Consider the following 19,545-nt stretch of genomic DNA (forward strand, 5'->3'; position numbering starts at 1 on the left):
GTCCGTCCTCGGAACGGCGCGGAATCGGTGGGCCGTGAAGGGACCGGCGCGGACGCGCCAACCGCTGCGGGCGGACACCCCCCGACACGGCCCCTTCTCGCCGTCGGCGACTGCGGCCCGGTGCCCTTCCGGACCACACAAGGCCCCGCTCGCGCGGGACCGGTGGGTGACGGACGGCTGCGGTCCGTCTTTCCGCGGGCAGTCGTGCCGCCGGGGCGATGCGGGAGGGTGGGCGCGGGCGGCAACCCGTCGGCGCCGGGCCGCGCAACCCCCGGCGGGCACCGCAACGCCGGGTGGCTCGGCAACCCCGGCACCCTCACGCCCGCGCCGAGCTGCGCGACCCCGGTCAGGCAAACCCCCGCTACGCCGCCCCCGCATCCGGTGCCGGTGGAGCCAGCTGGCGGGAGAGCCACGTGGGCACGCCGCCCAGGAGGCGGAACAGCCGGCGGGCCTCCTCGCGCAGGCGGGCCGCCTCCGGCTCCGGCTCCGTGTCCGCGAGGGACGCCAGCGCCGGCGCCGTACCGACGAGATACCCCAGCTCCTCCCGGATCCGCAGGGACTCCGCGAACCCGTGCCGCGCCTCCGCCAACTCCCCGTCCCGCAGGGCGAGTCCGGCAAGGTGCCGCCAGGTGAAGGACAGCAGGAGCGGATTGGAGTGCGCCGTCGCGCCCGCGTGGGCCCTGCGGTACGCGGCGCGGGCGGCCTGCGGGGAGCCGGTGAGGTTCTCCGCCAGCAGCCCCCGGCGGAAGTCCAGCAGCGCCCGGCCCGGCGAGCCCGGCGGGATCAGCGCCGCCGCCCGTCCCAGCGCCGCCCTCGCCTCGTCGGCCCGGTCCCGCACGGTGTGCAGCGTGGACGCGTACGCGAGCTGGCCCCGCTCGCACGCCGCGGCCCCGCGCTCCTCGTCGGTGTGGGCCAGCGCCTCGGCGGTGCGCAGCGCGTCCTCCGCCTCCTCCCAGCCCTGCTCGGTGTACAGGCACCGCTCCACCAGCAGCGCGGCCCGCTGCAGCGCGGCCCCCGCGGTGTCCGGTGTCAGCAGGGCTGCCGCGTCGGCCCAGCATGCGCGGGAGCGCAGCCGCCATACCGCGGTCTGGAGTGGATCGTCACCGGCGGTCGTTCCGTTACCAGACATGGCGGTATGCGCCACGTTGCCCTCCCCGAGCACGCCGTCGAGCTGTTGAGTGGTGGCGGCATCTCAGCACGAATCGCCCGGCCCGGCCAAGAGGGTGGGTGAAGGAATTCACAAAGTTTGGGTACAGCGGGGGGCGCGCCGTCCCCGTCCTGTCACTCGCGGGTGGTTTCAACTCATGCGCAACGCCAGGAAGAAGTCCAGCTTGTCCTCCAGGCGGGCCAGGTCACGGCCCGTCAACTGCTCGATTCGCCCGACCCGGTAGCGCAGCGTGTTGACGTGCAGGTGCAGCCGGGTCGCGCAGCGCGTCCACGAGCCGTCGCAGTCCAGGAACGCCTCCAGGGTGGGGATCAGCTCGGCGCGGTGGCGGCGGTCGTAGTCGCGCAGCGGGTCCAGCAGGCGCGCGGTGAAGGCGCGGCGCACGTCGTCCGGGACGAACGGCAGCAGCAGGACGTGGGAGGCTAGTTCCTGGTGACCCGCGGCGCACACCCGGCCCGGCCGGGCCGCGGCGACGCGTCTGGCGTGCCGGGCCTCCTCCAGGGCACCGCGCAGGCCCTCCGCCGAGTGCACCGCCGCGCTGACGCCCAGCGTGACGCGGCCGTCCTCGCCCAGGCCCGAGGAGAGCGGGTCCCGTACGGACTCCAGCAGCGTGTCGGCGACGATCCCGGCCTCCGAGCCGTCGTGTTCGGCCGACACGGCGGGCAGGGGCACCAGCGCCACCGCCTCCTCGCCCGTGTGGGCGACCGCGATGCGGTCCGAGGGCTCCGGGCCCGTCGACAGCGGGTCGACCAGGATTTCCTCCAGCAGCGTCTGGGCCGCCGGGCCCTCCTGCGCGTCGCCGCCCTGCCAGTCGACGCGGGCCACCACGACCTGCCAGTGCGGGGCCGCGCCGAGCCCGGGCAGCAGTACCGGCGCGGCGACCCTCAGACGCGCCGCGATCTCGGCCGGCGCCGCGCCCGTCTGCACCAGCTCCAGCACCTCCTGCGCCAGGCGGCGGCGGACCGTGCGGGCCGCCTCCCGGCGGTCCCGCTCGACCGAGATCAGCTGGGTCACGCCGTGCACCAGGTCGAGGCGCTCCTCCGGCCAGTCGCCCGCGTCCGCCTCCACCGCGAGGAGCCAGTCGGACAGCACCGTGTCGCGGACGTCCTGGGCGGCCTGCGGGGCGCGGCCCGTGCTGCGGACCGGGAACAGCGAGTACGTGGTGCCCGCCAGCAGGACGCGGTGCGGGGCGCGCCGGCCGGTGCGGGTCGCCGACAGGTGCTCGGCCGCCAGCCGGCCGCACACCTCCGCGGGCAGCGCCGGGCCCGCGACCTTCGGGCCGGCGATGAGCCGCCCGGTGGGGGAGAGCACCCACGCCCGCAGGTCCAGGTCGGAGCCGAGCAGGTCGAGGACGACGTCCGGGCCGCCGCCCGCCGGGCCGGAGGTCATCATCCGGCGGTGCCGGTCCACCACCGCCGCGAGGTCCCCGGCGCGCTCGCCGGACACCTGCCGTACGACGTGCTCGGTGATCGTCGCGAACGCCACCGACTCGTGCACCGCGAACAGCGGCAGGCGGTGCCGGGCGCAGGCCGCGACCAGGTCGTCGGGGACGTCGCCGAGCTCCGCCTCGCCGGCCGCCAGGGCGGTCACGCCGGCCTGCGCCAGGATCCGGACGAAGGGCTCGGAGTCCGCGGCGTCCCGGCGCCAGGCCAGGCCCGTGAGCACCAGTTCCCCGCCCGAGAGATAGCGGCTGGGGTCCCGCAGGTCGGTGGTCATCACACCCCGTACGGTGCGGTCCAGCTCGTCCTCGCCGCCGAGCAGCCTGAGGCCCAGCGCGTCGGTGTCCAGCAGTGCGCGCAGCCGCATTCTCGTCGCCGCCGTTCTTTGTCTCGAAATGTTCGTGGGGTGGGGTGGGAGGGGAACCCGTCCGGCGGCGGGTGAGCGCTGCTCGCCGTCTGCGGACGCGTGCTCCAGGTCACGCGGGTGTTTCTCGCGTTGCCACAGGAGAACGGGGAGGTTTCTGATGACCTCCGTTCATACGAATCTACAAGATGCCCTGCCTGGCCAGCCAACTCCTTCATGGTTTCCGTGACTGACCCCGATGGAGCAGCGCGCTGTGTACTGACCCCACTTGGCGTTAACAGCACATGAACGAGCCTCGCCCGCCGCACACGGATTGGCTCAATCTGTACGACCCACAAGACGAAGAAGAGAGCCGGTCATGGACTTCCTTCGCCCCGCCAGCTGGGAGGAGGCGCTCGCCGCGAAGGCCGAGCACCCCACCGCTGTGCCGATTGCGGGTGGCACCGACGTGATGGTCGAGATCAACTTCGACCATCGGCGTCCCGAGTACCTCCTGGACCTGAACCGCATCGGCGACCTCTACGAGTGGGAGGTCGGCGAGGGGAGCGTGCGGCTCGGTGCCTCCGTCCCGTACACGAAGATCATGGACCACCTGCGCGCCGAGCTGCCGGGCCTCGCCCTCGCCTCCCACACGGTCGCCTCCCCGCAGATCCGCAACCGCGGCGGCGTCGGCGGCAACCTCGGCACCGCCTCCCCGGCCGGCGACGCCCACCCCGCCCTCCTCGCGGCCGGCGCCGAGGTCGAGGTGGAGTCGGTGCGCGGATCGCGCCTCATCCCCATCGACGACTTCTACACCGGGGTGAAGCGCAACGCGCTGGCGCCCGACGAGCTGATCCGCGCCGTCCACGTCAAGAAGGCGGACGGGCCGCAGCAGTACTCCAAGGTGGGCACCAGGAACGCCATGGTCATCGCCGTGTGCGCCTTCGGGATCGCCCTGCACCCGGACAGCCGGACCGTGCGCACCGGGATCGGCTCGGCCGCGCCGACGCCCGTCCGGGCCCGGACCGCCGAGGAGTTCTTGAACGCGGCGCTCGAAGAGGGCGGCTTCTGGGACAACGGGAAGATCATCACCCCGTCGGTCGCCAAGCAGTTCGCGGACCTGTGCGCCGCCGCCTGCAACCCGATCGACGACGTCCGGGGCACCGCGAGCTACCGCCGCCACGCGGTCGGCGTCATGGCCCGCCGCACGCTGACCTGGACCTGGGAGTCGTACCGCGGCGCCCGCCGCACCACCGAGGGAGCTGCGTAATGCGCGTCAACTTCACTGTCAACGGACGTCCGCAGGAAGCCGACGACGTGTGGGAGGGCGAGTCCCTGCTGTACGTGCTGCGCGAGCGGCTCGGCCTGCCCGGCTCGAAGAACGCCTGCGAGCAGGGCGAGTGCGGGTCGTGCACCGTCCGCCTCGACGGGGTGCCGGTGTGCGCGTGCCTCGTCGCCGCCGGGCAGGTCGAGGGCCGCGAGGTCGTCACCGTCGAGGGCCTCGCCGACTTCGCCAGGCAGCGCGCCGAGGGCTGCGCGAGCGGCGCCTGCGGCACCTCCCTCGACGAGGCCAAGGGCTGGGCCGCCAAGGGCCAGGACTCCCACACCGGAGAAGGCATCGAACTCTCCCCGGTCCAGCAGGCGTTCATCGACGCCGGCGCCGTGCAGTGCGGCTTCTGCACGCCCGGCCTGCTGGTCGCCGCCGACGAGATGCTGGAGCGCAACCCCAACCCGACCGACGCGGACATCCGCGAGGCGCTGTCGGGCAACCTGTGCCGCTGCACCGGCTACGAGAAGATCATGGACGCGGTCCGCCTGGCGGCCGCCCGGCAGGGAGAGGCGGTCTGATCATGGCGTCCCCCAGCGGAACCCCGACGAAGATCACCCAGGGGTCGAAGACCAAGGGCGGCATCGGCGAGTCCACCCTCCGCCCCGACGGCACCCTGAAGGTCACCGGCGAGTTCGCGTACTCGTCCGACATGTGGCACGAGGACATGCTCTGGGGCCAGATCCTGCGCTCCACCGTCGCGCACGCCGAGATCGTCTCCATCGACACGGCCGAGGCCCTCGCCACCCCGGGCGTCTACGCCGTCATGACGTACGACGACCTGCCGACCGACGTGAAGAACTACGGCCTGGAGATCCAGGACACCCCGGTCCTCGCGCACGGCAAGGTGCGCCACCACGGCGAGCCCGTCGCCATCGTCGCCGCCGACCACCCCGAGACCGCCCGCCGCGCCGCCGCCAAGATCAAGGTGGAGTACCGCGAGCTGCCCGTCATCACCGACGAGGCCTCCGCGACCGCGCCGGACGCGATCCTCGTCCACGAGGGCCGCGACGACCACCACGCCGGGCACGTCCCGCACCCCAACATCGTGCACCGCCAGCCCATCGTCCGCGGCGACGTGGAGCAGGCCCGCGAACGGGCCGACGTGATCGTGAAGGGCGAGTACACCTTCGGCATGCAGGACCAGGCCTTCCTCGGCCCCGAGTCCGGCCTCGCCGTACCCGAGGAGGACGGCGGCGTCCACCTCTACATCGCCACCCAGTGGCTCCACTCCGACCTGCGCCAGATCGCGCCCGTCCTCGGCCTGCCCGAGGAGAAGGTGCGCATGACGCTGGCCGGCGTCGGCGGCGCGTTCGGCGGGCGCGAGGACCTGTCGATGCAGATCCACGCCTGCCTGCTCGCGCTGCGCACCGGCAAGCCCGTCAAGATCGTCTACAACCGCTTCGAGTCCTTCTTCGGGCACGTCCACCGCCACCCGGCCAAGCTGTACTACGAGCACGGCGCGACCAAGGACGGCAAGCTCACCCACCTCAAGTGCCGCATCGTGCTGGACGGCGGCGCCTACGCCTCCGCCTCCCCGGCCGTCGTCGGCAACGCCTCCTCACTGTCCGTCGGCCCGTACGTCGTCGACAACGTCGACATCGAGGCCATCGCCCTCTACACCAACAACCCGCCCTGCGGCGCCATGCGCGGCTTCGGCGCGGTCCAGGCGTGCTTCGCCTACGAGGCGCAGATGGACAAGCTGGCGAAGAGGCTCGGCATGGACCCGGTGGAGTTCCGGCAGCTCAACGCCATGGAGCAGGGCACGATCATGCCGACCGGGCAGCCCGTCGACTCCCCGGCCCCGGTCGCCGAACTGCTGCGCCGCGTCAAGGCGATGCCGATGCCGCCGGAGCGCCAGTGGGAGTCCAGCGAGGGCGCCGACGTACGGCAGCTGCCCGGCGGCCTGTCCAACACCACGCACGGCGAGGGCGTCGTACGCGGGGTCGGCTACGCGGTCGGCATCAAGAACGTCGGCTTCTCCGAGGGCTTCGACGACTACTCCACCGCCCGCGTCCGCATGGAGATCGTCGGCGGCGAGCCCGTCGCCACCGTCCACACGGCCATGGCGGAGGTCGGCCAGGGCGGCGTCACCGTCCACGCCCAGATCGCCCGCACCGAACTCGGCGTCACCCAGGTCACCATCCACCCGGCCAACACGGAGGTGGGCAGCGCCGGCTCCACGTCCGCGTCGCGTCAGACGTACGTCACCGGCGGCGCCGTGAAGAACGCCTGCGAGCTGGTGCGCGAACGGGTGCTGGAGATCGGGCGCCGCAAGTTCGGCTCCTACCACCCCGCCTGGGCCACGGCCGACCTGGTGCTGGAGGGCGGCAAGGTCGTCACCGACGGCGGCGAGGTCCTCGCCGACCTGGTGGACGTCCTCGAGGGCGAGGCCGTCGAGGTCGAGGAGGAGTGGCGGCACCGGCCCACCGAGCCCTTCGACCTGCGCACCGGGCAGGGCAACGGGCACGTCCAGTACTCCTTCGCCGCGCACCGCGCCGTCGTCGAGGTCGACACCGAACTCGGCCTGGTCAAGGTCATCGAACTGGCCTGCGCGCAGGACGTCGGCAAGGCGCTCAACCCGCTGTCCGTCATCGGGCAGATCCAGGGCGGCACGACCCAGGGCCTGGGCGTCGCCGTGATGGAGGAGATCGTCGTCGACCCCAAGACGGCGAAGGTGCGCAACCCGTCCTTCACGGACTACCTCATCCCCACCATCCTCGACACGCCGACCATCCCCGTCGACGTGCTCGAACTCGCCGACGACCACGCGCCGTACGGGCTGCGCGGCATCGGCGAGGCCCCCACCCTGTCGTCCACGCCGGCGGTCCTCGCGGCCATCCGCAACGCGACGGGCCTGGAGCTCAACCGCACGCCGGTCCGTCCGGAACACCTCACCGGAACCGCGTGACAGACCCTCCGGGCGGCGCACGGAACGTCACACACTCCCGCGCCGCCCGGAGCACTCAGATCGTTCGCCTCGGGCCGTCCCCCGGGTCGTGCGGCCGCAGCACCTTCCCAAATCCCGCAACCGCCGACGGCAACCAGCGGGTGTCCCTGTGAACCTTGGGAGTAGGCCCCACATGACCCAGCAGTCCCTGGAGCCCAGAACAGCCGCCGACGACGCGGGCGAAGGCACCCGCGTCCCGGCCGGCAGGTCCTGGCTCGACCGGTACTTCCACATATCCCTGCGCGGATCCACGGTCGCGCGCGAAGTGCGCGGCGGCGTCACCACCTTCATGGCGATGGCGTACATCCTCCTGCTGAACCCGGTGATCCTGTCCGGCAAGGACGCGGCCGGCAACACGCTCGGCCAGCAGGCCCTGATCACCGCCACCGCGTTCGCGGCGGCCCTCACCACCCTGCTGATGGGTTTCATCGGCAAGGTGCCGCTCGCCCTCGCCGCCGGGCTCTCCGTCTCCGGCGTGCTCGCCTCCCAGGTCGCGCCCACGATGACCTGGCCGCAGGCCATGGGCATGTGCGTGATGTACGGCGTCGTCATCATGCTGCTGGTCGTCACCGGCCTGCGCGAGATGATCATGAACGCGATCCCGCTCGCGCTCAAGCACGGCATCACCATGGGCATCGGCCTGTTCATCGCCCTCATCGGCTTCTACAAGTCCGGCTTCGTCCACCAGGGCAAGGCCACCCCGGTCACGCTCGGCCCGGCCGGTGAACTGGCCGGCTGGCCGGTCCTGCTGTTCGCCGGCACCCTGCTGCTGATCTTCATGCTCCAGGCGCGGAACGTCCCCGGCGCCATCCTCATCGGCATCGTCGCCGGCACCGTCGTCGCGGCCGTGCTGAACGCGGCCGGCGTCGTCGACCCCAGGCAGTGGGCGGCCGGCGCGCCCGAACTGCCCGGCAGCGCCGTGTCCGCGCCCGACTTCTCGCTCTTCGGGGACGTGGAGTTCGGCGGCTGGGGCGAGGTCGGCGCGATGACCGTCGGCATGATCGTCTTCACGCTCGTCCTCGCCGGCTTCTTCGACGCGATGGCCACCATCATCGGCGTCGGCACCGAGGCCGGGCTCGCCGACGACAAGGGCCGCATGCCGGGCCTGTCCAGGGCGCTGTTCGTCGACGGCGCGGGCGGCGCGATCGGCGGCGTGTCCGGCGGCTCCGGGCAGACCGTGTTCATCGAGTCGGCGACGGGCGTCGGAGAGGGCGCCCGCACCGGCCTCGCCTCGGTCGTCACCGGCCTGTTCTTCGCGGCCTGCCTGTTCTTCACCCCGCTGACGGCGATCGTGCCGCAGGAGGTCGCGTCGGCCGCGCTGGTGGTCATCGGCGCGATGATGCTGATGAACGCCCGGCACGTCGACTGGGCCGACCGGGCCACCGCGATCCCGGTGTTCCTCACCGTCGTCCTGATGCCGTTCACGTACACCATCACCACCGGTGTCGCCGCGGGCGTCATCTCCTACGTCGCCATCAAGACCGCGCAGGGCAAGGTGCGCGAGATCGGCGCCTTCATGTGGGTCCTGACGGCCGTGTTCCTGGTGTACTTCGCCCTCAACCCGATCGAGAGCTGGCTGGGCGTCCACTAGGGACACCCCGGGCCCGCCGCACAACCGCCGCCCCAAGGAGGACCGACAGATGCTGGACATCGCCGAGGAGCTGAACCGGTGGGCCGGGCAGGGCCGTGACTTCGCCGTCGCCACCGTGGTGGCCGTCGGCGGCAGCGCGCCCCGCAGTCCGGGCGCCGCGCTCGCGGTCGACGCCGACGGCACGGCCATCGGCTCGGTCTCCGGCGGCTGCGTGGAGGGCGCGGTGTACGAGCTGTGCCGGCAGGCGCTCCAGGACGGCCGGACCGTCCTGGAGCGCTTCGGCTACAGCGACGACGACGCCTTCGCCGTGGGCCTGACCTGCGGCGGCGTCATCGACGTCCTGGTCACCCCGGTACGGGCGGACGACCCCGCCCGCCCGGTCGTCACGGCAGCGCTGGCGACGGCCGCCGACGGGGGCACGGCGGCCCTGGCCCGGATCGTGTCCGGGCCCGCCGAACTGACGGGCCGCGCGCTGCTGGTGCGCCCCGACGGGTCCTGCGAGGGCGGCTTCGGCGGCGCCCCCGAGCTGGACCGCACGGTGGCGGCGGAGGCGGGCGCGTTCCTGGACGCGGGCCGCACCGGCACCCTGGAGATCGGCGAGCGGGGCTCCCGCTGCGGAGCGCCGCTCACCGTGCTGGTGGAGTCGTCCGTTCCGCCGCCCCGGATGATCGTCTTCGGCGCGATCGACTTCGCGTCGGCGCTGGTCCGCGTCGGCAAGTTCCTCGGCCATCACGTCACCGTGTGCGACGCGCGGCCGGTGTTCGCCACCCGGGCACGCTTCCCGGAGGCCGACGAGATCGTCGTCGAGTGGCCCCACCGGTACCTGGAGCGCACCCGGGTCGACGCGCGCACCGTGCTGTGCGTGCTGACCCACGACGCCAAGTTCGACGTACCGCTGCTGAAGCTCGCCCTGCGGCTGCCGGTCGCGTACGTCGGCGCGATGGGCTCCCGCCGCACCCACCTGGACCGCAACCGCCGGCTGCGCGAGGTGGGCGTCACCGACCTGGAGCTGGCCCGCCTGCGCTCGCCCATCGGCCTCGACCTCGGCGCCCGCACGCCCGAGGAGACGGCCCTGTCGATCGCGGCGGAGATCGTCGCCGGCCGCCGCGGCGGCACGGGGGTGTCCCTCACGGGGGCCCACACCCCGATCCACCACGACGCGCCGCCGCGGCCGACGGGGCGTATCGACTCGGTCGCGTGAGTCGGGCGGCCCCGGCTGCGGGGGCGCATCAGGACCGCACCGGCCCCTGCGGGCCGGCTCACGCCATGGTGAGGAGGCGGTTCGCCGCCCGGCCGAACACCCGGTGGGCCGTGCCGCGCAGTACGGCGTCGAACAGCGACGGCAGGAAGCGGACGCCGATCTCCTCCCGCCACAGGACCCGGGTCCGGCCGCCAGGACCGGGGCGGACCTCCAGTTCCGCCCAGCCCGTGACCGTCCGGCCCCGCTTCTCCAGCCGGCACAGACCGGGATCGTCGCCGCGCGGCGGGCGCCAGACCGTCACCTCCATCGGATCGGCGAACGACAGCGGACCGACGCCCGTGCGGGCCACGAACACCGTGCCCACGGCGGTGGGCGGCGGCGTGAGCACGGTGACCCGCGTCAGCGGGACCACCGCCCCGTGCCGCGGCCACTCGGTGAGCCGGCGCCAGGCCTCGGCGAGCGGGAGGGCAGCCGTGCGTTCGACGAGGAAGGTGACCACGGGACGATCGTAGGGAAGCCGGGGCCGCCGCGCCCGGCTCACCCGCCCGGCACACCGGGCACGCCCTGGATACCCACCGGACCGCTCAAAAGGGTGCAGTAAAAGGGGCCGGAACGGTCCCCTACGGGCCGAGCCGTCTCCACGTGTTTGAGACAGCCGCCCCGCGGCACCCGCTGGAACCGGAGTCCCACCGCACCCGGCACGGGAGCACCCCGCATGCGCATCCTCGGCATCGACGCCCTGATCCACGGTCCGGCCGCCGGCCTCGTCGTCCGCTCCGGCCTCGACACCGATGCACCGGAGTGCTCCGACTCCGCACGGACCCGACCGGTGGCCCGGGGCGGTCGCGCCGCGCGGGCGCATCCGCCGCCCCGCCGCGATCACCGCCGCCGGGGCCGCCACGTGCGCCCTCGCCGCCGCCGGGCGGCCACGGTCCGCCGCTGCCGCCGCACTCGGCCGGGTGGCCGGCACCGCCGCATGCGCGTGGGCGCGCATCGCCCGCGGGCCGCGCTCCCGGTACGGGATCACCACCATGCCGGTGACCGGCGCGCTCTCCCCATCCGCGGCTACCTGGCACCGGTTGCGCGGGGAGGGGCGGCACCGCGATGCCGCGCCGTGGCGGGAGGTGGCTCGGTGAGCGCTGTTCGCGCCGTGCCGTACGGCGTGGGGGCCGTGCCGGTGACCGGCGCGGGCGCCTCGGCCGTTTCATCCGTTTCGGCCGTTGCGGTGGCGCACCGGTTGCGGGAGGAGCGGTGGCGCGGTGGCGTTGTGCCATGGCGGGAGGTGGCTCCGTGAGTTCTGTCCGCAGCGCACTGGTGGCCGGTCCGGGCGCCCCGGCCGCTGTGGCGGCGCACCGGCCGTTCGGGAATCGGCGGCACCGGGATGCCGCCTCGTGGCAGGAAGTGGTGGCTTCGTGAGTCCTGTTCGTACCGTGTTGTTCGACCGTGACGGCACTCTGGTCGAGGACGTCCCCTACAACGGCGACCCCGATCTCGTCCGGCCCGTGGACGGCGCCCGCGAGGCAGTGGAACTGCTGCGCGAGCGCGGAATCCGCACCGGTGTCGTCACCAACCAGTCCGGCATCGCCCGCGGGCTGCTCACCAACGCCGACGTCCGCCGCGTCAACGCCCGCGTGGACGAACTCCTCGGCCCCTTCGACGTATGGGCGATCTGCCCGCACGGCCCCGACGACGGCTGCCACTGCCGCAAGCCCGAACCCGGCCTCGTCCTGTGGGCGGCGGGCCGGGTGTGCACGGCACCCGCCGACTGCGCGGTGATCGGCGACATCGGCGCCGACGTGGAGGCCGCCCGCCGCGCGGGCGCCCGCGGCATCCTCGTGCCCACCCCCGAGACCCGCCCGGAGGAGACGACGGCCGCCCCGCACGTGGCCCCCGACCTCCTGACCGCGGTCCGCGCCCTGCTGAACGGCCCCCCGACCGGTCACGTCCTGGCCGACGAGCGGCCCCTGCGGGAGGCGTTCGCGCCCGCGCCGGACGGGGACGGCGGCCAAGGGCCCCGACCCCACCGGGGGCGGCCGTGAGAGCCCTGGTCACGCGGCTCGACAGCTTCGGTGACGTCCTGCTCGCCGGGCCCGCCGTCCGGGCCGTCGCGGCCCGCGCCGACACCGTCACCCTGCTGTGCGGGCCGCGCGGAGCGCCCGCCGCGCGGCTGCTGCCCGGCGTCGACGAGGTCCTCGTGTGGGACGCCCCGTGGGCCGGGTTCACGCCGCCGCCCGTCGAGCGCCGCGAGATCGAGGAACTCCTCGGCGCCATCGACGCCGACACCGCGCTCGTCCTCACCTCCTACCACCAGTCACCGCTGCCCACCGCCCTGCTGCTGCGGCTGGCCGGCGTCCGGCACATCGCCGCCGACAGCGTGGACTACCCCGGCTCCCTGCTCGACGTACGCCACCGCAGAGCCCCTCACGCCCACGAGGCCGAGGCCGCGCTCGACCTCGCCGAGGCCGCCGGGTTCCCGAGACCCGACGACGGGCGGCTGCGGGTGCTGCCCCCGCCCGACACCACGGGGACGACCGGCCCGGAGCCGTACGTGGCCGTGCACCCCGGCGCCGCCGTGCCCGCCCGCGCCTGGAGCCCGGACCGCTGCGCCCAGGCGGTGCGCGAGCTGACCGCCGCCGGGCACCGCGTGGTGGTGACCGGCGGCGCCGGCGAACGCGACCTCACCGCCCACGTCGCCGGCGGGCACGGCCTCGACCTCGGCGGGCGCACCGGCGCCGCGGAACTCGCCGGGGTCCTCGCACGCGCCACGGTCGTCGTCACCGGCAACACCGGCCCCGCCCACCTCGCCGCCGCCGTCGGCACCCCCGTGGTGTCCCTGTTCTCCCCGGTGGTCCCCGCCGAGCGCTGGCGGCCCTACGGCGTCCCCTATGTGCTGCTCGGCGACCAGGACGCGCCCTGCGCGGGCAGCAGGGCCCGGCAGTGCCCCGTGCCGGGCCACCCGTGCCTGGAGACGGTCACCGCACAGGACGTCGTGACGTCCGTGGAGAAGCTGATGGGGGAGGCATGAGGATCCCCCTCCCGGACCTGCGGCTCGCCCGGGCGGCAGGAGGCGCGGCCCGATGACCCACGCACCCCGCCTCCTCGTCCTGCGCGCCCTCGGACTCGGCGACCTCCTCGCCGGCGTCCCCGCGCTCCGCGCCCTGCGCCGCGCCCACCCGGACCACGAACTGGTGCTGGCCGCGCCCGCTGCCCTCGCCCCGGTCGCCGCCGCCAGCGGCGCCGTGGACCGGCTGCTGCCCGCGTCCGCCCCCGGCCGTGCCGTGCCGCGCACCCTCGACTGGACCGGCCCGCCCCCGGACACCGCCGTCGACCTGCACGGCAACGGCCCGCCCAGCCACCGCCTCCTCATGGCGCTGCGCCCCCGGCGCCTGCTCGCCTTCGCCCACCCGGACACCCCGGAGATCGACGGCCCCGACTGGCGCCCGGAGGAACACGAACGCGACCGCTGGTGCCGGCTGCTCCAGTCGTACGGCATCGACGCCGACCCCGCCGACCTGCGGCTGCCGCCGCCGCCCGTGCCGTCCCCGGCGCCCGGCGCGGTCGTCGTGCACCCCGGCGCCGCGGCACCCGCCCGGCGCTGGCCCGTCGACCGGTACGCGGCCGTCGCGGCGGCCCTGCGCGCCGACGGGCACCGGGTCGTGATCACCGGGGGAGCGGACGAGGACGGCCTGGTGGCCGACCTGGCCGCCCGGGCGGGCCTTGCGGACGACGACGTGTTCGGCGGCGGGCCGCCCTTCGACCGGCTGTCCGCGCTCGTCGCTGGCGCCCGCGCCGTGCTCAGCGGCGACACCGGCATCGCCCACCTGGCCGTCGCCCACGGCACACCGTCCGTCACGCTGTTCGGCCCGGTGCCGCCGAGCCGCTGGGGCCCGCCCGCCGACCCGCGCCACCGTGCCCTGTGGCACCCCGGCCCCGACGGCGACCCGCACGGCACCCGCCCCGACCCCGCCCTGCTCCGCCTGCACCCGGAGGACGTCGTGCACGCCTTCAACAGTCTTCCGCTGCCCGCCCCGCACACACCGACGGCTTGCTGATCGCCATGGACCACCCTTACGACCGCGCCCGGAGAACCCGCCCGCATCCGCCGGAGCAGCCCGCGCCCGCGGGCGTGGCCGGGGACGACCCCGTACGGCTCTCACCCGGGGATGTGGCCGGGGACGACCCCGTACGGGTCTCGCCCAGGGGCGCGAGCGCCCGCAACCCCGTACGGGACTCGACCGTCGGTGTCGTCATCGCCACCCGCAACCGTGCCGCCGGCCTCGCCGGCACCCTGCGGCACCTGCTCGCGCTCCCCGAGCGGCCCCCCGTCCTGGTCGTCGACAACGCCTCCACCGACCACACCCGCGCCCTGCTCGCACGCGACTTCCCGCAGGTCCGCGTCCTGGCCCTGCCGGTCAACCGCGGCGCCCTCGCCCGCACCCACGGCGTCCGCTCGATCGGCACGCCGTACGTGGCGTTCAGCGACGACGACTCCTGGTGGGCGCCCGGCGCGCTCGCCGAGGCGGCCCGGCTGTTCGACGCGCATCCCCGGCTCGGGCTGCTCGCCGCCCGCACCCTCGTCGGCCCCGACCAGGACCCCGACCCGCTCAACGACGTGCTCGCCGCCTCGCCCCTCGGCCCCGCCACCGACCTGCCCGGCACCCAGGTCCTCGGCTTCCTCGCCTGCGCCGCCGTCGTCCGCCGCACCGCCTACCTCGACGCGGGCGGCTTCCACCAGGTGCTGTTCTTCGGCGGCGAGGAGTCCCTGCTCGCCTACGACCTCGCCGCCCGCGGCTGGGGCGTCACCCACTGCCCCGAGGTCGTCGCCCACCACCACCCCGGCACCGGCGGCCCGCGCCCCGGCCGGGTGGCCGTCCAGCGCCGCAACGAACTCCTCACCGCCTGGCTGCGCCGCCCCCTGCCGTACGTCCTCGCCCGCACCCGCGACCTCGCGGCCGACGCATGCCACGACCCGCACGCCCGGCGCGCCCTGCGCGAGGCCCTCGCCCGGCTGCCGGCGGCCCTGCGGGCCCGCAGGACCCTGCCCCCGTACCTGGAACACGCCGTCCGCCTCCTCGACGGCACCCCGGGAGACCCCGCATGACCGACCCGCGCACCACCGTCGTCGTCATCACCCACAACCGGCGCCCCGAACTCCTGCGCACCCTCGACCGGCTCGCCGAACTCCCGGAGAAGCCACCGGTCATCGTCACCGACAACGCCTCCACCGACGGCACCGCGGGCGCCGTGGCCCGCCACCATCCCCAGGTACGGCTGCTGCGCCCCGGCCGCAACCTCGGCGCGGTCGGCCGGAACCTGGCGGTACGGCGGGTCCGTACGCCGTACGTGGCGTTCTGCGACGACGACTCGTGGTGGGCGCCCGGCGCGCTGTCCGGTGCGGCGGACCTGCTGGACCGGCATCCCGCGCTCGCCACGGTCACGGCCCGCATCATCGTGGAACCGGACGGCACGGACGATCCGATCACCGAGGAGCTGCGCGACTCCCCGCTGCCCCGCCCCGACTGGCTGCCCGGCCCGGCGCTCGGCTCCTTCCTGGCCGCCGCGACCGTCCTGCGCGCCGACGCCTTCCGGTCCGCCGGCGGTTTCCATCCGCGGCTGTGGCTGGGCGGCGAGGAGGAACTGCTCGCGGCGGACCTCGCGGCCGGGGGCTGGTGGCTGACGTACGCCGACCACTTGGCGATCCACCACCAGGCGTCCGTGGTGCGGGACGCGAGGCTGCGCCGGGCGCACGGCATCCGCAACACGCTGTGGTCCACCTGGCTGCGCCGGCCGCCCGGCCCCGCCCTGCGCCGCACCCTGTACCTGGCCCGTACGGTGCCGCGCGACACGGTGTCGCTGCGGGCTTTCGCCGAGGCCGCGGCGGCGATCCCGTGGGTGCTGCGCGAGCGCCGGGTACTGCCGCCGCCGGTCGAGTCCCGGCTGCGGCTGCTGGACGAGACCCAACGCCGCTCGACGGCCCGCCGCTACGTGGGCTGAGCCCCGGCCCGCCGTCACCCGGGCCGACCCCGGCATGGGACCGCCTAGAGCCGCTGGACGCCCCGCCGCCAGGTGGGCCGACCTCGGCACAGGCCGCCCCCCGAGCCGTTCGACGGCCCGCCGCTACGGCGGCCGACCCCGGCGCGGCCCCTCGCGCCCGGGGCCGTGGTCCCGCCGGTCATGCCGCCACCCGTCCCTCCAGCGCCGCCAGCAGGCCGTCCGCGGCGTCCGGCGGCGCTGCCGCCCCGGCCCCCCGGAACCGTTCGCGGGTCTCGGCGGCGGCCCGGCGGCCGTCCGTCAGGCACCAGTGCCACCACCGCTCCAGCCGGGCCGCGTCCAGACGCTCGGCGGGGACCAGGGCCGGCCAGCCGCAGGCGTGGGCCTGGGCGGTGACCTTCGCGCCGCCCGCCACCGGGTCGACGGCCAGGGCCGGGACTCCGGCGCGCAGGGCGAGGACCAGGCCGTGCAGCCGGTCGGTGACGACGAGGTCCAGCCGGGTCAGTACGGACTCCAGCTGGGCGGGCGTGGCACACAGCCGCCAGTCGTGCGCGTCGAGCCTCGTGTCCAGCTCCAGGCGCGCACAGTCCCGCCCGGCGAGCCAGCCGGTGAGGGCGCCGGCGACCTGCTCGTGCCGCCGCCGCGGGCCGTATTCGTGCTGCCCGTGCGTGAGGATCAGCCCGGCGACGGGCAGGGCCGGCAGGCCGGGCGCGCGGGCCGCGAGGTCCGGGCCGGGCACGGTGCCCGGGGCGCCGTCGCGGGCCAGTACCCGGTGGAAGCCGGTCACGGCGGGCCCGCCGGGGTCGATCACGGAGGTGCCGACGGCGATGCGCACGCAGTGCGCGAAACGCCGGTGCAGGTCCTCGATCTGCGGCCCGTGCAGCGGCCCGCACACGAACACCAGGTGCGTGTACGCGGCGGGCCGCACATCGTCCAGGTGCGGCGCGTCCGGCCGGAAACCGGGGCTCCAGACCACGTCGTGGCCGATCCCGGCCCGCCGCAGGACGTCCTCGACCCGGTGCAGGGCGAGCACGTCCCCGGCGGTCGCCTCCCCGTGCAGGAAGCTGAACCACCCGGCCACGAGAACCCGTCCGCGCTCCACAGTGCGGCCGGGTGCCCCGTGCCGGGGATCGGCAATCACGCAGGTCCGGTCCGGTGACCCCGGGCCGGGGCGGGCGGCCCCACCCGAGCGCAGGGCGACCCTCGCGTGGTCCCCGTCCCGCCCGACCCCGGGCAACCCCGCCCCCCGATCGAGGACAGAACCTGTCCTCGATCCTCGCTAGCGTTCCCCTCATGACGAAGCGCACCAGCACCCCGGCCTCCCGGCGCGGCGACGTGCCCGTCCTCGGACCCCGTGCCCTCAACCGCGCCACGCTCGCCCGGCAGCTCCTGCTGGAGCGGGCCGGCATGACCGCCGCGGACGCCGTGGCGCACCTCGTCGGGCTTCAGGCACAGAACGTCAAGCCGCCGTACTACGCCCTCGCCGCCCGCCTCGACGGCTTCGAACCGCGGGAGCTGTCGGATCTGATGGCCCGCCGGGAGGCCGTCCGCATCGTCACCCTGCGGTCCACCCTCCACACCCACACCGCCGACGACTGCCTCACCCTGCGCCCCCTGGTGCAGCCCGCCCGGGACCGCGAACTGAGCGCGTTCCGCAAGGGACTTCAGGGCGTCGACCTCGACCGGCTCGCCCGACTGGCCCGTGAGCTGGTCGAGGCCGAGCCGCGCACCATGAAGCAGCTGCGGGAGGCGCTGTCGGCGCGGTGGCCGGACGCCGACCCGCAGTCGCTGGCGGTCGCCGCGCGCTGCACGCTGCCGCTCGTCCAGGTCACCCCGCGCGGACTGTGGGGCCGCAGTGGCCAGGTGCGCCTCACCACCGCCGAGCACTGGCTGGGCCGCCCCGCCGAACCCGCCCCCGAGCCGGAGGCCGTCGTCCTGCGCCACCTCGCCGCGTTCGGGCCGGCGTCCGTGAAGGACACACAGACCTGGGCCGGACTAACCCGGCTGCGCGACGCGTTCGAGCGGCTCCGCCCGGAGCTGCTCACCTTCCGGGACGAGCAAGGCGTCGAGCTGTTCGACCTGCCCGACGCGCCGCGCCCCGACCCGGACACCCCGGCGCCGCCCCGCTTCCTGCCCGAGTTCGACAACCTGCTGCTGTCCCACGCCGACCGCACCCGGGTGATCCCGCCCGCCCACCGGGGCAGCACCTGGCAGGGCAACGTCTCCCACTGCGCGCTGCTGGTCGACGGCTTCCTCGCGGGGCTGTGGCGGCTCACGGCCGACGCCCTCGTCATCGAACCCTTCGGCACGCTCAGCAGGACCGAGCGGGATCAGACGCTCGCCGAGGCGGACCGCATGCTGCGCGTCCTGCACCCGGACACGCCGTACGACATCCGCTTCGGGACCGTACGGCAGTGAGGGCGGCGACGCGCGGCGGACCGGTTCCGCGCGGACGTGGAGAGGGGACGTTGCGGGCCGCTCGTGGAGGCCCGCAACGCCCCCTGGCATGTCACCTGAGGGGTACTCAGGAGTCCGTTGGACGCTACGAGTTGACCTGCTGCGTCACCAGGTTCGAGAAGGCCGTCAGCCGGGTGTAGACACCCGGGTACCCGGCCATGGCGCATCCCTCGCCCCAGGACGTGATGCCTGCCAGGACACCCCCGACGAGCAGGGGTCCGCCGCTGTCGCCCTGGCAGGTGTCCACGCCGCCGGAGCTGTATCCGGCGCACACCATCTCGCTCGCGACGTAGTCGGTGCCGTAGGAGCCGCGGCAGCTGGTGTCGGACACGATCGGCACGGTCGCGGTGCGCAGCTGGTTGGAGGAGCTGCCGCCCGCCGACGTGGTGCCCCAGCCGACGATGCGGGCGCTGGTGCCGGCCGCGTACACCGAGGTCTGGGCGGCGGAGACGTACTTCGCCGGCGTGTACGGCATCGACGTCGACAGCGTCAGCACGGCCACGTCCTCGCCGTTGGTGGCGTCCGTGTACTGGGGGTGCACCCAGATCCTGCTGACCCGGGCGACGGTGCCGTTGGTGCCGTTGCGGTAGGTGCGGCCACCGACCACCCGGACGCTGCCGGTGGTCTCGCCGACCATGCAGTGCGCGGCCGTGACGACCTTGGTGGGGGAGACCAGCGTGCCGCCGCAGAACTGGTTCTGCAACGAGTCCGTGATCTGCATCATGAACGGGTACGAGGTCGTGGTGGTCGTCGTGCCGCCCACGACGGGCTGGGGCGCGGCGGCGGCGCCGGGAGCGGCGAGCAGCGCCGACGCGACGGTGGCGGCGGCCGTGGCGGCGAGGGTGGCGGCGGCCCGTCTAGCTCGTGTGAACCCGAACATGAGTCTCCTCAGTTGTCGCCGGTGGGGGGTCGCACGGGTGCGGGGGGTGGCAACGGGGGTCTCGGGACAGACCCCCGTCATGCCCGGGCGAGCGGCACGGCTTCACGCTAGGAGCCGGCCCTCCGGCGCCCAATGAGGGAACCCCCTAGGGGAGTTGGGGCAGGGAAAACCCTCGGTCGCCGCGCGGGCGCGCGCGTGGCA

16 protein-coding genes are annotated in these 19,545 nt (G+C 74.9%); 11 read left to right on the forward strand and 5 right to left on the reverse strand.

Annotated elements, in window-relative coordinates; all coding sequences use genetic code 11:
* Positions 1-361 precede the first annotated feature (361 nt).
* Together AB0M97_RS29145 and AB0M97_RS29150 are read right to left on the reverse strand one after the other, a co-directional pair.
* The gene (locus tag AB0M97_RS29145; RefSeq protein WP_365963975.1) at positions 362-1,144 is read right to left on the reverse strand and encodes a hypothetical protein; all 783 of its coding nucleotides are present in this window, start codon (positions 1,142-1,144) and stop codon (positions 362-364) included.
* Between the two features lie 153 nt (positions 1,145-1,297).
* Positions 1,298-2,971: a PucR family transcriptional regulator ligand-binding domain-containing protein gene (locus tag AB0M97_RS29150; protein WP_365963976.1), complete on the reverse strand. Its 1,674-nt coding sequence runs from the start codon at positions 2,969-2,971 to the stop codon at positions 1,298-1,300.
* A gap of 355 nt (positions 2,972-3,326) precedes the next feature.
* On the opposite strand from AB0M97_RS29150, the gene AB0M97_RS29155 reads away from it, so the two are divergent.
* The 5 genes from AB0M97_RS29155 (at position 3,327) to AB0M97_RS29175 (ending at position 10,016) form a co-directional block, all read left to right on the forward strand.
* Positions 3,327-4,217 (forward strand): xanthine dehydrogenase family protein subunit M, encoded by an 891-nt coding sequence (locus AB0M97_RS29155; RefSeq protein WP_365963977.1) that lies wholly within the window; start codon positions 3,327-3,329, stop codon positions 4,215-4,217.
* Complete coding sequence (locus tag AB0M97_RS29160) at positions 4,217-4,795, forward strand: (2Fe-2S)-binding protein (protein WP_365963978.1); 579 nt, start codon at positions 4,217-4,219, stop codon at positions 4,793-4,795. Before AB0M97_RS29155 ends, AB0M97_RS29160 begins: the two co-directional genes overlap by 1 nt.
* 2 nt (positions 4,796-4,797) lie before the next feature.
* Positions 4,798-7,185, forward strand: coding sequence for a molybdopterin cofactor-binding domain-containing protein (locus tag AB0M97_RS29165; protein WP_365963979.1), 2,388 nt, complete (start codon positions 4,798-4,800; stop codon positions 7,183-7,185).
* 172 nt (positions 7,186-7,357) lie between these two features.
* Positions 7,358-8,815: an NCS2 family permease gene (locus tag AB0M97_RS29170; protein WP_365963980.1), complete on the forward strand. Its 1,458-nt coding sequence runs from the start codon at positions 7,358-7,360 to the stop codon at positions 8,813-8,815.
* 49 nt (positions 8,816-8,864) lie between these two features.
* A complete protein-coding gene (locus tag AB0M97_RS29175; RefSeq protein WP_365963981.1) occupies positions 8,865-10,016 on the forward strand; it encodes an XdhC/CoxI family protein in 1,152 nt (383 codons plus the stop codon).
* A gap of 58 nt (positions 10,017-10,074) precedes the next feature.
* Here the strand turns inward: AB0M97_RS29175 and AB0M97_RS29180 are convergent, their stop codons facing one another.
* Complete coding sequence (locus AB0M97_RS29180) at positions 10,075-10,515, reverse strand: SRPBCC family protein (RefSeq protein ID WP_365963982.1); 441 nt, start codon at positions 10,513-10,515, stop codon at positions 10,075-10,077.
* A gap of 913 nt (positions 10,516-11,428) precedes the next feature.
* On the opposite strand from AB0M97_RS29180, the gene AB0M97_RS29185 reads away from it, so the two are divergent.
* From AB0M97_RS29185 to AB0M97_RS29205, 5 genes are read left to right on the forward strand one after another with little or no spacing between them, the layout of a single operon-like run.
* Positions 11,429-12,055, forward strand: a complete 627-nt coding sequence (locus AB0M97_RS29185) for an HAD family hydrolase (protein ID WP_365963983.1) — start codon at positions 11,429-11,431, stop codon at positions 12,053-12,055.
* Positions 12,052-13,041, forward strand: a complete 990-nt coding sequence (locus AB0M97_RS29190; RefSeq protein ID WP_365963984.1) for a glycosyltransferase family 9 protein — start codon at positions 12,052-12,054, stop codon at positions 13,039-13,041. The genes AB0M97_RS29185 and AB0M97_RS29190 overlap by 4 nt, the downstream gene beginning before the upstream one ends.
* Before the next feature lie 52 nt (positions 13,042-13,093).
* A complete protein-coding gene (locus tag AB0M97_RS29195; RefSeq protein ID WP_365963985.1) occupies positions 13,094-14,068 on the forward strand; it encodes a glycosyltransferase family 9 protein in 975 nt (324 codons plus the stop codon).
* The gene (locus AB0M97_RS29200; protein WP_365963986.1) at positions 14,062-15,117 is read left to right on the forward strand and encodes a glycosyltransferase; all 1,056 of its coding nucleotides are present in this window, start codon (positions 14,062-14,064) and stop codon (positions 15,115-15,117) included. Before AB0M97_RS29195 ends, AB0M97_RS29200 begins: the two co-directional genes overlap by 7 nt.
* Positions 15,114-16,010: a glycosyltransferase gene (locus AB0M97_RS29205; protein WP_365963987.1), complete on the forward strand. Its 897-nt coding sequence runs from the start codon at positions 15,114-15,116 to the stop codon at positions 16,008-16,010. The genes AB0M97_RS29200 and AB0M97_RS29205 overlap by 4 nt, the downstream gene beginning before the upstream one ends.
* Positions 16,011-16,188: 178 nt before the next feature.
* Here AB0M97_RS29205 and AB0M97_RS29210 read toward each other — a convergent pair whose 3' ends face one another.
* The gene (locus AB0M97_RS29210; RefSeq protein WP_365963988.1) at positions 16,189-17,088 is read right to left on the reverse strand and encodes a polysaccharide pyruvyl transferase family protein; all 900 of its coding nucleotides are present in this window, start codon (positions 17,086-17,088) and stop codon (positions 16,189-16,191) included.
* A gap of 212 nt (positions 17,089-17,300) precedes the next feature.
* Between AB0M97_RS29210 and AB0M97_RS29215 the strand changes: the two genes are divergently transcribed.
* The gene (locus tag AB0M97_RS29215; RefSeq protein ID WP_365963989.1) at positions 17,301-18,425 is read left to right on the forward strand and encodes a winged helix DNA-binding domain-containing protein; all 1,125 of its coding nucleotides are present in this window, start codon (positions 17,301-17,303) and stop codon (positions 18,423-18,425) included.
* A 124-nt stretch (positions 18,426-18,549) separates the two neighbouring features.
* Here AB0M97_RS29215 and AB0M97_RS29220 read toward each other — a convergent pair whose 3' ends face one another.
* The gene (locus AB0M97_RS29220) at positions 18,550-19,344 is read right to left on the reverse strand and encodes a serine protease (RefSeq protein ID WP_365963990.1); all 795 of its coding nucleotides are present in this window, start codon (positions 19,342-19,344) and stop codon (positions 18,550-18,552) included.
* Positions 19,345-19,545: the final 201 nt, after the last annotated feature.

It is taken from the genome of Streptomyces sp. NPDC051207, assembly GCF_040682395.1.
Lineage (GTDB): Bacteria > Actinomycetota > Actinomycetes > Streptomycetales > Streptomycetaceae > Streptomyces.